This is a genomic window from Paenibacillus sp. FSL R5-0908 (assembly GCF_038006245.1).
Classification (GTDB): Bacteria; Bacillota; Bacilli; order Paenibacillales; family Paenibacillaceae; genus Paenibacillus_AQ; species Paenibacillus_AQ odorifer.
The window spans coordinates 3813976-3826623 of sequence record NZ_JBBOUV010000001.1 but is presented as its reverse complement, the minus strand read 5'-3'; the positions used below and the strand labels follow the sequence as shown (position 1 = coordinate 3826623).

11 protein-coding genes are annotated in these 12648 nt (G+C 41.9%); 4 read left to right on the top strand and 7 right to left on the bottom strand.

What is annotated here, in order from left to right; genetic code table 11:
* Positions 1-69: 69 nt before the first annotated feature.
* Positions 70-3129 (top strand): ATP-binding response regulator, encoded by a 3060-nt coding sequence (locus MKZ09_RS17455; RefSeq protein ID WP_305953766.1) that lies wholly within the window; start codon positions 70-72, stop codon positions 3127-3129.
* Positions 3130-3174: 45 nt separating this feature from the next.
* On the opposite strand, the gene MKZ09_RS17450 is transcribed toward MKZ09_RS17455, so the two are convergent.
* The 5 genes from MKZ09_RS17450 to MKZ09_RS17430 form a co-directional block, all read right to left on the bottom strand.
* Positions 3175-3969, bottom strand: coding sequence for an SDR family NAD(P)-dependent oxidoreductase (locus MKZ09_RS17450; protein WP_076203807.1), 795 nt, complete (start codon positions 3967-3969; stop codon positions 3175-3177).
* A 166-nt stretch (positions 3970-4135) separates the two neighbouring features.
* The gene (locus MKZ09_RS17445) at positions 4136-5161 is read right to left on the bottom strand and encodes an AraC family transcriptional regulator (RefSeq protein WP_076203810.1); all 1026 of its coding nucleotides are present in this window, start codon (positions 5159-5161) and stop codon (positions 4136-4138) included.
* Positions 5162-5179: 18 nt separating this feature from the next.
* A complete protein-coding gene (locus tag MKZ09_RS17440) occupies positions 5180-6127 on the bottom strand; it encodes an LLM class flavin-dependent oxidoreductase (protein WP_076203813.1) in 948 nt (315 codons plus the stop codon).
* A complete protein-coding gene (locus tag MKZ09_RS17435) occupies positions 6108-6470 on the bottom strand; it encodes a hypothetical protein (protein ID WP_076133265.1) in 363 nt (120 codons plus the stop codon). The genes MKZ09_RS17440 and MKZ09_RS17435 overlap by 20 nt, the downstream gene beginning before the upstream one ends.
* Positions 6471-6507: 37 nt before the next feature.
* Positions 6508-6957, bottom strand: coding sequence for an OsmC family protein (locus MKZ09_RS17430; protein ID WP_038571065.1), 450 nt, complete (start codon positions 6955-6957; stop codon positions 6508-6510).
* Positions 6958-7108: 151 nt separating this feature from the next.
* On the opposite strand from MKZ09_RS17430, the gene MKZ09_RS17425 reads away from it, so the two are divergent.
* On the top strand, positions 7109-7597 hold the full coding sequence (locus tag MKZ09_RS17425; RefSeq protein WP_076203816.1) for a nucleoside deaminase: 489 nt from the start codon (positions 7109-7111) through the stop codon (positions 7595-7597).
* Positions 7598-7720: 123 nt separating this feature from the next.
* On the opposite strand, the gene MKZ09_RS17420 is transcribed toward MKZ09_RS17425, so the two are convergent.
* Positions 7721-8620, bottom strand: a complete 900-nt coding sequence (locus tag MKZ09_RS17420; protein WP_052097044.1) for a glycerophosphodiester phosphodiesterase — start codon at positions 8618-8620, stop codon at positions 7721-7723.
* Positions 8621-8946: 326 nt separating this feature from the next.
* On the opposite strand from MKZ09_RS17420, the gene MKZ09_RS17415 reads away from it, so the two are divergent.
* Both MKZ09_RS17415 and MKZ09_RS17410 read left to right on the top strand, forming a co-directional pair.
* Positions 8947-9921, top strand: a complete 975-nt coding sequence (locus tag MKZ09_RS17415) for a glycoside hydrolase family 43 protein (RefSeq protein WP_076133270.1) — start codon at positions 8947-8949, stop codon at positions 9919-9921.
* A gap of 50 nt (positions 9922-9971) precedes the next feature.
* Entirely contained in the window at positions 9972-11114 is a 1143-nt protein-coding gene (locus MKZ09_RS17410) for a glycosyl hydrolase family 8 (protein ID WP_076203819.1), read from the top strand.
* A gap of 83 nt (positions 11115-11197) precedes the next feature.
* Here the strand turns inward: MKZ09_RS17410 and araA are convergent, their stop codons facing one another.
* On the bottom strand, positions 11198-12622 hold the full coding sequence (gene araA, locus MKZ09_RS17405; RefSeq protein ID WP_076203822.1) for an L-arabinose isomerase: 1425 nt from the start codon (positions 12620-12622) through the stop codon (positions 11198-11200).
* Positions 12623-12648: the final 26 nt, after the last annotated feature.

Sequence of the window (12648 nt, the reverse complement as noted above, 5' to 3'; positions counted from 1 at the left end):
ACTATTCTAAACAAATTAGCTATCATTCTACTTTTTATAAGCATTCTCTTTGGCCTACGCTGCATTTGGTTGAGTATATTTAAGGTTTCCAACACTGTACCTGTGATTAATAATGGTGTACTGGATTTACGCGGCCAGAATCTGGAGCAGGCTAACTTATTCAGGCTGGATGGTGAATGGAGCTTCTATCCCTCGCAATTCGTTTCATCGAAGACTTCTACTATACCAAAGCTATCCCACTCGCTTCAAGTTCCTGGAAATTGGAATCATGTTATGGGAAGCGATCAGAATTCTTCTTATGGTTATGGTACTTACCATCTGCGAATTTTGGTAGAACCCCTTCAGCAGCCTGTAGCATTGTGGATCAAACAAATCTATACTGCATCCAGCGTAGAAATTAACGGTAGCCTATTGCTCAATAATGGGACAATATCTCTTGATGCCGATACTTATGTGCCCAAAACCACCTCATATAAAGTATCCTATTTCACAAAAAACACAACAGTAATTGATGTGCTTATTCGTGTAGCAAACTTTGATCTACCTTATAAGGGGGGGATTGCAGGACCTGTTTATTTTGGTTCTCAGGAAAAAGTTGACCGTACATACTTTTATACCGTATGTTTTCAATTGTTAACAGCAATTATCCTGTTATTGCATGGGCTCTATGCCTGCATTCTTTATTTATTTAATCCTAAAGAACGTGCTTTGTTTCTTGTAGGGTTAATGACATTATCCGTAGCTGTTATCATTTTAGCCCGTAATGACAACTTACTTCTTGCAATAGTGCCGATTAATTATACCTGGTCATTAAAGATCCGATTGCTTGCTTTTTTGTGGCAAAATCTTTTTATTCTGCTTGTTTTTAGAAAATTCACCTCAGTTGCCAAAATCAATAAGGGGTTACGTGCATACGTAGTGAGTCTTGGTCTTTATTCTGTTTTTATACTTACCGTCCCAGCTTATTGGGTCAGCACATCCATTCATTTGGGAATCATTCAAGTGTTCCAGTATATTCCCTTCATTTGGTTGCTCTATAGCTTAGGGCGCTTATTATTCAAAAAGCAAGATGATAAAGATGTTGTTTTTCTGCTGTTATCAGGTGCGGCGATCGTTTCTAATTTGTTATGGAATTTGTGGGATAGTAACGGACACTATTCAATTGTCTATTATCCTTTGGATATTATCGCAGCCATCGTGGGCTTCTCAGCATATTGGTTTAAAAAGTATTTTCAAAATGCTAAAGAGAACATGGAACTGAATGAGCAGCTGAAAAAAGCAGACAAACTTAAGGACCAGTTTCTCGCTAACACCTCACATGAGCTGCGCACACCGCTTCACGGAATCATGAATATCGCGCAAAATATTGTGACAAAGGAAAAGGACAGACTTTACGAAAGTAGCCGTCAAGATATGGAGCTGCTGATTACAATCAGCCGCCGTATGTCTCATATGCTTGGTGATCTACTGGATGTGGTCCGTCTTCAGGAGCATCGTGTTATTTTACAACAGGAATCTATTTCGGTTCAATCGGTAGTTCCCGGTGTGATTGGTATGCTGCAATATATGATTGAAGGTAAGCCTGTACAGCTATCTATGGATATCCCGGAAGCTATGCCGCCAGTTCTTGCGGACGAGAAAAGACTGGTGCAGGTTTTATTAAATCTGGTGCACAACGCGCTCAAATACACTGATGCAGGACTTGTAGCTGTTAAGGCTGAGGAACAGGACGGACAGGTTCTTATCTATGTGACAGATACCGGAGTGGGCATGACTGAAGAGACTATGGCACGGATCTTTCTCCCCTATGAGCAAGGCCCTCACGGAATAAATGACGGGCGTGGAATTGGGCTGGGATTAAGCATATGCCGGCAGCTGGTAGAACTGCATGGGAGCAGCCTAAGCATTCAATCAGAGCTTGGTAAAGGTTCAACTTTTAGTTTCACACTCTCTCTTGCCGATTCTTACAGCGAACAGATAATAAGGCAAACGGAACCTACAGTTTCTTATCTGGCAGATGAGATTCATAGACAGATGACTGAGTGGGGAATTTCCGAACATCAGCCAAGTAATCACTCTGAAAAAATCCCACCGCTTTTTACAGAGATTAAGGTAAATATTCTGGTGGTAGATGATGATCCTGTCAATCTGAATGTACTAAAGGGTATTCTTGAAACCGAACCTTATATCATAACTACCGTGAACTCAGCCCATGAAGCATTGGAATTATTGGATAAAAAGAACTGGGACTTACTTATTGGCGATGTTATGATGCCACAGATGTCGGGATACGAATTAACACAGAAGGTTCGTACTCGCTACTCCTTATATGAACTTCCGATTCTATTGCTTACTGCCCGTAGCCAGCCTGAGGATATTTATACTGGATTTTTGTCCGGTGCCAATGATTATGTCACAAAACCTGTGGACGCAGTGGAGCTTAAATATCGTATTCGGGCTTTAACTGCAATGAAGCTATCCTTCAATGAACGGGTACGTATAGAAGCAGCATATCTACAAGCACAGATACAACCACATTTTTTATTCAATACGTTGAACTCTATTGCCGCACTCAGTGATCTGGATACTAAAAAAATGCAGGAGCTCATTGGGGCGTTTACTTCTTTCTTAAGAATCAGTTTTGACTTTTTAAATGTCGGAGAGCTCGTGAACCTCTCCCATGAACTGGAATTGGTAGAATCTTATCTGTATATTGAACAGACTCGATTTGCAGAAAGGATATCTGTTGTCTGGAAGATAGATCCGAATATTGATATCCTAATCCCTCCTCTATCCATCCAACCGTTGGTAGAAAATGCTGTTAAGCACGGTATACTTAAGCGCCAACAGGGTGGCACTGTTCAAATACGTATTATCCGTCTGCACAAGGCTGTAAAGATTGAAGTGGAGGATGATGGGCAAGGCATGGATTCCGGAACACTCTCTTTACTGCTGAAGCCATTGATGGAAGGCAAAAGTGGCATCGGGCTGGCCAACACCCATCGGAGGTTAAGTCAATTATATGGTCAAGGTCTCTCGATCCAGAGTAAGCCTGGAGAAGGCACCTTGGTATCCTTTGTTGTACCAGAGGACAGTGATAACTTTTCAAGCAAAAAAGCCGCTCCATAAGGAGTGGCTTTTTTGTATCGTTATCTATATCCTTTTAGAGTACGCTTAAAAAATAGTCGGCACCATTCCCCCATCCATGCGAATTGGAGAACCTTTAAATGCAGAGGCATAAGGACTGCATACAAATGCTGCTAGTCTGCCTATTTCAAAAGGTTTAATAAATCGTTGTAATTCAGATTGAGGAAGATTTGTAGTCATGAATTTTCTTTCTTTTTCTGAAAAAGTCATATCTTCATTGGAGTACATCCCATCAATAATTTGATGCACATTTTCAGAAAGTGTTGGTCCTGGCATGATTGTATTGACTGTAACTTCAGTTCCTATCGTTAACTTAGATAAGCTTTTTGACAATGATAATAACATTGATTTGGTCATTGCATATTGAGGCATTTGGCCTGAAGGCATAATGGCTTCTTCACTAGCAATAAAGAGAATTCGGCCATAATCTTTTTGTAACATTTTAGGTAAATAGAATTTTGTTAATCCATTCGCAGCAAGGACATTAGTACGGATGTATTTTTCAAATATTTCGTCGTCAACGTCCTCATATTTCATAATTTCATAGATACCCATATTATTAACTAAAACATCTATATTAGGGTATTTTTCGAATAAGGCTTCTCTTTGCGCAATATCCACAATATCCGCTGTAGCATTTTGTGGAGAGGTAGCCGGGAAATTCGACTTTATTTCATTTACAGTCTGTTCTACCTGATCATAATTCCGTCCATTAATTAGTACATTAACTCCTTCTTTAGCGAGTTCAATGGCGATTGCTTTACCAATACCTTTTGCTGATCCTGTAATTAAAGCTGTTTTATTATTTAATCCCATATCCATATTATATTTCTCCTTTTATCCCGGCGTGCTGAGTAGTTGTCATTTTAAGAACAGTCCTGTGTGCCGGCTAGGATTATATTATCGTACCGGGGTTGTTCAGTAACTAGCGGATTGCGCCAAAGTTCTTGTTTAACACGCCAATGATAAAACTCTGAAAATACTGTCTTTATGAAGAGGGTATCGTGTTTAAACCTAAATGTTCATTACGCCAATTTGAAGGAGTATCACCTTCCCAAAGACGAAAGGCACGGTAGAACGAGTTCTGGTCTTCATATCCAATCAAGAAAGCCACTTCTTTAATATCAAGCGAAGGATCTGCCAGATACTCTCGTGCTTGCTCGTGTCTAGCTTGTGTCAGCAATTGCTTGAAGCTTGTGTTTTCTTCAGTAAGCCTGCGTTGCAAGGTACGGTCACTCATACTTAACGCCTTCGCAACAGCTTGAATATCAGGGCGGCCTCCGCTGAAGCTGCGTTTCATGATCCATTTGACCCTCTCGGTTATAGAACATGTGCCCTTCTGTTCAGCAAGCGTCCGGTCTAAAACGGGAGTCAGAATCTCCAGCAACTCTTCGTTGTACGAGATAAAAGGATGATCCAAATCATTTCGACGCAACGTCAAACGATTATATTGAGCACCTATCTGAATTCGGCAGCCAAAATAAGCTTCAAGAATCTTTACATTTCCTATAGGCTGTGAAAACTCGACAAGCTGTGCTGTCAAAGGTAGGCCTGTGCCTCGCCGTCCGAGTTCTAGAAGAAATGCCAAAGTGAGGCCGAGCAGCAGCGGTGGACCAGAATGCCCGGGATGCTGCCATTCCAATTCGATTGTACATAGCTCGCCTTCCTCGGTAATACGCAAGCTTTCAGGAGGGCACATTTGTTTGTATCGTACCATTCGGTTAAGAGCATCGCGATAGTCCTTAGCATGGTATGTTGCTAAAACCGTCGGCGGATATTGTGTGGTTTCAAAGACGGTTGCAAGCTTAATGATTCCTTCGGCAGTATCTCCAATGAGATCGGAATATGCCTGCCAGACTGCGAAATAATGGGCGGTTGTGACTTCTGACTCTGTGATCTGGCTAAGTGAAAGATTTGCTTTGCTGGCTACATCTTGTGCAGTTATCCCTAATTGACTTAATCCAGCCCAAAATCCTGGTGGGATTTTAATTTGATCAGAGGTATGAGACTTCATACATACGGACCTCCTTTATTAAGAACTCCAGCACGCTTGGGCAAGCAGCTCGAACGAATGCAATCGTTTCTCATAATCTGGAATCATGGTAACGATAATGAATTCATTAACTCCATATAAAAGAGATAACCGTTCCAACTTACCTTTAACACTTTCCGGAGTACCTACCAGCAGCTTGCGTTCCAAGGGCTCAGACTTCGCTTCGGCAGAACCTTCTTGTTGGAATAATGCCGTACCAGATGAGGCCAATCGCTCTGCCTCTTCCTCAGTCTCGGCGCAAATGACGCCAACAGCAACCATGGCCTGCGGTTCAGGAGAAAGTGAAGAAGGAGTAAATGTTTCACGGTAAGCTTGCAAAATCTCCTCCCCTGCTACATCGCTCATGAACTGGCCGAACACATAACCTGCTCCAAACTCGGCAGCATATGCCGCGCTTTTCTTGTTTGTACCCAGCAGCCAGAGCTCTGGAGATACGGGTGGGACCGGACGTGCGGTTATTGAACGTCCTTCATAAGAATAGTTGCCCTGCAATAATTCGGTGACTCCTTTAAGCAGTTCTGGCATTTTCCAAACATTTTCGAGAAAATTGCCACTCAGTGCTAAACTTACCTCAGCAGTTCCGCCGGGAGCTCTGCCTAATCCAAGGTCGATGCGTCCCGGGTACAAGCTGGCCAGCAAATGAAATGCTTCCACCACCTTTAGCGGCTTATAATGTGGCAGCAATAAAGCGCCTGAGCCAAGGCGAATGTGTGTTGTTTTAGCTCCAATATGCGATAAAAGCACCTCCGTAGAGGTACATGCTAATCCCGACATATCATGATGTTCAGCAACCCAATAACGAGAATACCCCAGTCTTTCTGCTGTCTGAGCCAGCTTCACTGCTTGTCTCAATGCGGTACTAGCATCCACCGTATTAAAAACAGGTACGAGATCTAAAACACTAAGCTTAATGGATGTTGTTGTCATGGTTAAGTCCTACTCGAGGGTTTCGGTAAAATTCGATCATATCGATAAAAATAAGCTTGTAATCAACTGAAACCGCGGCCAGATCATACATTCGGCCATGGCCGTCTTCTTTGGAGGCAAAAACAACATCGTGCCGCAGCTTATCCATAATCATTTTGCCGATGAACTGATGCTCGTATTCCGCGTACTTCTTTTTGAAAGCTTCATTAAACTCCCACAGCTCTTGGTAAGACCGCTCTAGCATTGCGTTTACCAAAGTCAGCTCATTGCTCTCTTTTTGTACAGCTACGTAATAATTTCCGCGATCATCCTTGATCAAATCCTTATATAACTCAACATTCAAAGTTAACGTCTCCTCTCTGATTACCTAGGACTCTATTTTATAGGCTTGCAGTCAGCACCGTTGGCTCTGTCGTGATTTCTACATTTCCTGCAACGGCTCTAGAGATCATGCAGGAGCCTTCTGCTTTATGGGCAATACGGATGGTTTTATCAATATCGTCCTGTGACGCATCTTTGGTAAGGGTGATTAGGGGTGAATGTTTGATGGCTTCATATGTAAAAATGTTATTCGTTACATCGACCGTCGCCTCTGAGGTTAACGTCAGCTCTGAAGTTGTAAGCCCTGCCCGCTCCAGCATTGCTGCAAGTGTAATGAGATAACAGGTTGCTGCTGCTCCCAAAAGCATCTCATCCGGATTCGTTCCTACTCCGGGTCCTCCCATTTCCTTCGGAATGGAAATTTGAGTCTTAAGCTGTCCAGCTTCAATAGTTCCGTCACTGTTACGGCCACCGTTCCATACGGCGTTCAATATAAATGGGTGCTTCATTTTTATATATCCTCCCTATCTTGATATTGCATGATATATTTTTCATCGAATACTTTACATGCTAACATAGAAGAATGTGGTGAACAAACAGGCTCAGGCCTACTATTCATGAAACTTATCTATAAATTAAAATCCAGGAGGTTCTACCATCATGATAAACGACACGGATATCAAACATCTTAAGCGTTGTATTGAACTTGCCCAAATTGCACTCGAAGCTGGTGACGAACCCTTTGGCTCCGTCCTTGTATCAGCAAGTGGAGAAGTGCTGGCGGAAGACCGCAACCATGTAGGTAGCGGTGACCATACTCAGCATCCCGAATTCGCTTTAGCCCGCTGGGCAGCTCAGAATATGACACTGGAAGAACGTAAGCAGGCAACAGTGTATACCTCCGGAGAACATTGCCCTATGTGTGCAGCGGCACACGGTTGGGTTCATTTAGGACGAATTGTATATGCCAGTTCCTCGAAGCAATTATCGGCGTGGTTAAAGGATATGGGAATTGCAGCATCACCCGTCCGTAATTTAAGTATTCAAGAGGTTATTCACGATGCGTTCGTAGATGGCCCTGTGCCGGATCTTGCAGAACAAGTACGGGAGCTTCATCTACAATTTCACGAGAAAAGACTTCTTCAGTAATACGAAGAATCAAAAATAATTTATTTTTCCGTAAAAAAAGAACCTTCGGATAAAGGTTCTTCGGCTGTCGAGAAAGTCTCGACAGCTTTATTTATGTCCAGAAAAGGGTGATTTCACATCCCTTTACCTTTTATTATTCTTAATTACTTCGCTAAAGCGGTCAGGGAAATTTGTATGTACACCATCTACACCCCAAATTACGGCTTTATCCATATTCACTTGATAATTAACAGTATATGGAAATACCTTTAGCCCTGAATTTTTTGCCTGCGCGACATATGCCGCATTTATTTTTTGAAAGTTAGGACTTATGCCTACCGCATAAGTTTTTAATCTATTCACATAGGATTCTGATATTTTATAAACAGGGAAATCATACCATACAATTTGATAAAGAGGGACTGCTGGATTTATGGAATGGAATCTACGTAAACTCGCTTCACTAAATGAATGTATAGCAACATGAGCCGACAGATCATAATTTAAGATTTCTTCATTTAACAATGCCTCGATGTTCGAATTCGACGTGGGATCTTTAATCTCAATCATATAGTCCACTTCTTTTCCGAACCTTTCAAATACCTCTTTTAGTGTCGGAATACGTAAATCTACATATTTATCTCTAGCGAACATGGGATATTGTTCATTAAACCATGAACCCGCATCTAATTTCGAGATCTGCTCTAAAGTAAAATCCTTTACATACCCTTTAGCATTCGTGGTGCGATTTACAGTCCCATCGTGAATAACAACAGGAACATGATCTTTTGTTAACTGAATGTCTAACTCGATATAATCGGTCTTCATATCAATGGCTAGCTCGAATGCAGGTATTGTATTCTCAGGAGCATATCCTGAAGCACCACGGTGAGCGATTGTATATACTTTATCCGCAGGCATGATAATTTCCTTTACTTTAATGCGAATCCAGGGGGAATAAGCATACAAAGAGGTGAACAATAAGATTAACAAAAGCACATGTATACCTATAAAGTAGATTCTAGAATTTTGAATTTTTTGCATTAAGCTGACCTCATCTTTTTAAAAATATAATGTAGAATACTTGGTGACTTTCGCTCTAACATTCATTCTTGTGTAAAATTATGATTTATATTCCCTTATGTTAATCCCACCTCAAAGTATTTGTAAGGTCAAAGTTTGGAGATTTCTATTGTACCAGATTATCTAGAGAAAATATTGCGAGGCAGCATAAATGGGAAAGGGTCTGCAAGGTCAAGAAGCAACATCTAAACTTTGTGGGGTATAAACTATAGTTGCTATATATACAGAGTCCTAAAGTTCTTATACCATTAACTTTGTAAGCGATTAACTTTATAGGAGGAAATGACTTGACAAAGCCAGTGCAACCCAATGAACCTCTCGTAACTCATATTTATACTGCGGATCCTTCTGCTCATGTATTTGAAGGCAAGATTTATATTTATCCCTCTCATGACCTGGATCACGATATGATCTCTAATGACAACGGTGACCAATATAATATGGAGGATTACCATGTTCTGTCTATTGATGGAGATGGCTCCCCTTGTATCGACCACGGTGAAGTACTTCATGTGAAGGATGTTCCATGGGCTAAACAGCAAATGTGGGCTCCGGATGCAGCATACAAAAACAATACCTACTATTTGTTTTTCCCAGCCCGAGACCATGACGATATTTTCCGAATCGGGGTTGCCACCTCAGCTTCACCTTCCGGACCCTTTACACCTGAACCGAACTACATTCCCGGCAGTTATAGCATTGATCCCGCTGTTTTCGTTGATGATGATGGCAAATCATATATATACTTTGGGGGTCTTTGGGGCGGTCAACTTGAAAAATGGCAAACCGGCTCATTTGTTGCGAATGCCGAGGGACCGGCTGAAACTGCACCAGCTCTTGGACCTATCGTAGCGGAGCTGAGCGAGGACATGCTGAGCTTTGAAGGTGAGCCTAGAGAAATATCCATCATCGATACGAACGGAAATGCGATTCTTGCTGGAGATGAAGAGAGAAGATATTTTGAAGGTCCATGGGTTCATAAATATAACGGTTATTATTATCTTTCTTATTCCACGGGAACTACCCATAATATTGTATACGCTATCAGTAAAGATCCGCTTGGGCCTTATGTATATCAAGGAAAAATACTTACACCCGTCCTGGGCTGGACAACACACCATTCTATTGTTCAGTTTAAAGAGAAGTGGTATTTATTTTATCATGATAGTTCTTTGTCTGGTGGTGCTGACAACAAGCGTTCTGTAAAATATACGGAGCTGAAATACAACGATGATGGCACCATTCAAACCATCCATCCTTAGTTTTTATTGAAATGGAGTGCATGCTGTAGTGCACCAGAAGGGGAAATATCATGCCAATAACACAACAAGGTGCTTTTTATACCGGGAAATATCGCAATTTATTTAAGGAGCTTGGCTTTTCTGAAGATCAAATCAACGCTAAACTCGAAGAAACTTGGAGTGATTTGTTTTACGGAGATCCGAACGTACGAATCTACTATCCGCTGGACGAGGATAAAAGCTATATTCTGGATACAGGTAATCTGGATGTTAGGTCTGAAGGAATGTCCTACGGGATGATGATGGCGGTTCAAATGAATAAAAAAGATGAGTTTGATCGTTTATGGAACTTCTCTAAGACGTTTATGCAACACAAAGAAGGCCGTTATACCGATTACTTTGCTTGGCACTGCAAGCCTGACGGCACAAGAATTTCTCAGGGACCCGCACCGGACGGGGAAGAGTTTTTCGCCATGTCCCTGTTTTTTGCCTCGAAACGTTGGGGGAACGGTCCGGACCCTTATAATTATTCTGAGCAGGCTCGAACAATATTGCGTGCTTGTGTACATAAAACTGAAACAGGTGCTGGTGACTCAATGTGGGACGCGGAAACGAAACTGATTAAATTCGTACCGGAATCCACCTTCAGTGATCCATCTTACCATCTCCCCCATTTCTATGATTTGTTCGCTTTGTGGGCTGATGAAGGTGACCACATGTTTTGGCGAGAAGCGGCGGAAGCCAGCCGCACATATCTACACACTACATGCCATCCTGTAACTGGTCTCGCTCCCGAATATGCCAATTTTAACGGCACTCCGGCAGAACCCCAGCCTCATGGTGATTTCAGCCATTTTTTCAGTGATGCTTACCGGGTTGCGGCTAATATCGGTCTGGACTGGGCATGGTTCCAAAAGGACAGCTGGCAGGTCGATCAATGTAACCGGATTCAAGCTTTTTTTAGGAATATCGAAGTTTCCAATTACCGGCGGTATACTATTGAGGGACAGGCATTCGACGAACCGGCGCTGCATCCGGTAGGCCTTTTGGCAACCAACGCCATGGCTTCGCTTGCTTCGGATGGCCCGGAGGCAGAGCATTTTGTCCGTTTGTTTTGGGATACACCTTTGCGAACTGGACAAAGTCGTTATTATGATAACTGTCTGTACTTCTTTAGTTTATTGGCCCTAAGTGGAAACTATCGCATTTATTGAAGTATATCGAACAAAACAATAGGACTCCATTCCTCAAAAAGATCGAGGAATGGAGTCCTATTAATCGTAATAAAGCTTTGCTATTATTTAATAACTACATATTCCAAGTTAACAAGTTTTGCGTAAGCAATAATTTGGTCAGTTGTAAGAGTTAATGAAACAACGGTGTGGTGACCGCCACCATTTTCGATCCAAGCTTTAACCCCGTCTTGGAAGTTTGGTTTAACATTCCAAAGCACACGAGCTACTGGAAGGTTTGGAGCTGGAACAGTTGGTTCAAAAGCAGTCACTTCGTTGATCAAAAGTTTGTAATGCGTACCGAAGTCAGCCATGGAAACCACTACACCGTCTCCTGCTTTACCGTCAAATACTAAACGGGCTGGATCGTCTTTACCACCAATGCCTAGTGGAGACACGATGATTTTTGGTTTGTTGCTTGCCAAAGTAGGATCTACTTCAAGCATATGGGATTGAAGAATAGATTCTTGTCCAACCGTCAATTCATAAGTGTAGTCTTCCATAAAGCCAGTGGATTGGTTATGGCTCATCACTTTAAGCAAGCGGTCGAGAGCTGCAGTCTTCCAGTCTCCCTCTCCAGCAAAACCGTATCCTTGTGCCATCAAACGTTGAACAGCAAGTCCTGGAAGTTGTTTCATTCCATGTAAATCTTCGAAGTTTGAGGTGAAGGCATTGTAGCCACCTTGATCAAGGAAACGTTTGATAGCAATTTCATAGCTTGCTTGAACTCTTACGCTAGCTTCCCATGCTTCTTTGCTGTTAGTGCCATAATCGAATTCATACAGCTCTGCATATTCAGCAAACAAACCATCGATTTCTTCTTCTTTAACTTCATTAATGACTTGAACCAGGTCACCAATACCAAAGTAGTCAACCGTCCAGCCAAATTGAATTTGGGCTTCAACTTTATCTCCTTCAGTTACACCAACGTTACGCATGTTGTCACCAAAACGAGCAACTTTGATATTGAAGCTTTCGTTATAAGCAACGGCTACGTCCATCCATTCTGCAATTTGCTTTTGAACTTCAGGGCGTTCCCAATAGCCTACAACCACTTTGTTTTGTTTGTTCAAACGGGCGTTAATAAAACCATATTCACGGTCACCATGAGCTGCTTGGTTTAGATTCATGAAGTCCATATCAATTGTTGCCCATGGAATACTTTCATTATATTGCGTAGCTAGATGAAGCAAAGGTTTTTGCAGCATTTTTGTTCCGCGAATCCACATTTTTGCAGGTGAGAAAGTATGCATCCAAGTGATGACACCGGCAACTTCGTCACGGTAGTTAACTTCTTTCATAATGTTGGTGATTTTATCTGCGGTGACAGCTAAATCCTGCAATACTAGTGGGTAAGGCAAAACTCCGCTTTTATTCAAAGCATCTGTCATCGTTTGTGCGTGCGCTTTAACTTCAGCCAATGCTTCTTCCCCATAAAGATGTTGCGAACCTACGACAAACCAAAATTCTTTTGCTACTGCTGTTGACATATTCATCCTCTTTTCATCATTTTGTA

What these genes read in the sequence shown, in the direction of transcription:
- MKZ09_RS17450 (WP_076203807.1), bottom strand. Translation starts at nt 3,969, where the DNA reads ATGGATATGGGATTAAATAATAAAACAGCTTTAATTACAGGATCAGCA.
- MKZ09_RS17445 (WP_076203810.1), bottom strand. Translation starts at nt 5,161, where the DNA reads ATGAAGTCTCATACCTCTGATCAAATTAAAATCCCACCAGGATTTTGG.
- MKZ09_RS17440 (WP_076203813.1), bottom strand. Translation starts at nt 6,127, where the DNA reads ATGACAACAACATCCATTAAGCTTAGTGTTTTAGATCTCGTACCTGTT.
- MKZ09_RS17430 (WP_038571065.1), bottom strand. Translation starts at nt 6,957, where the DNA reads ATGAAGCACCCATTTATATTGAACGCCGTATGGAACGGTGGCCGTAAC.
- MKZ09_RS17425 (WP_076203816.1), top strand. Translation starts at nt 7,109, where the DNA reads ATGATAAACGACACGGATATCAAACATCTTAAGCGTTGTATTGAACTT.
- MKZ09_RS17420 (WP_052097044.1), bottom strand. Translation starts at nt 8,620, where the DNA reads ATGCAAAAAATTCAAAATTCTAGAATCTACTTTATAGGTATACATGTG.
- MKZ09_RS17410 (WP_076203819.1), top strand. Translation starts at nt 9,972, where the DNA reads ATGCCAATAACACAACAAGGTGCTTTTTATACCGGGAAATATCGCAAT.
- araA (WP_076203822.1), bottom strand. Translation starts at nt 12,622, where the DNA reads ATGTCAACAGCAGTAGCAAAAGAATTTTGGTTTGTCGTAGGTTCGCAA.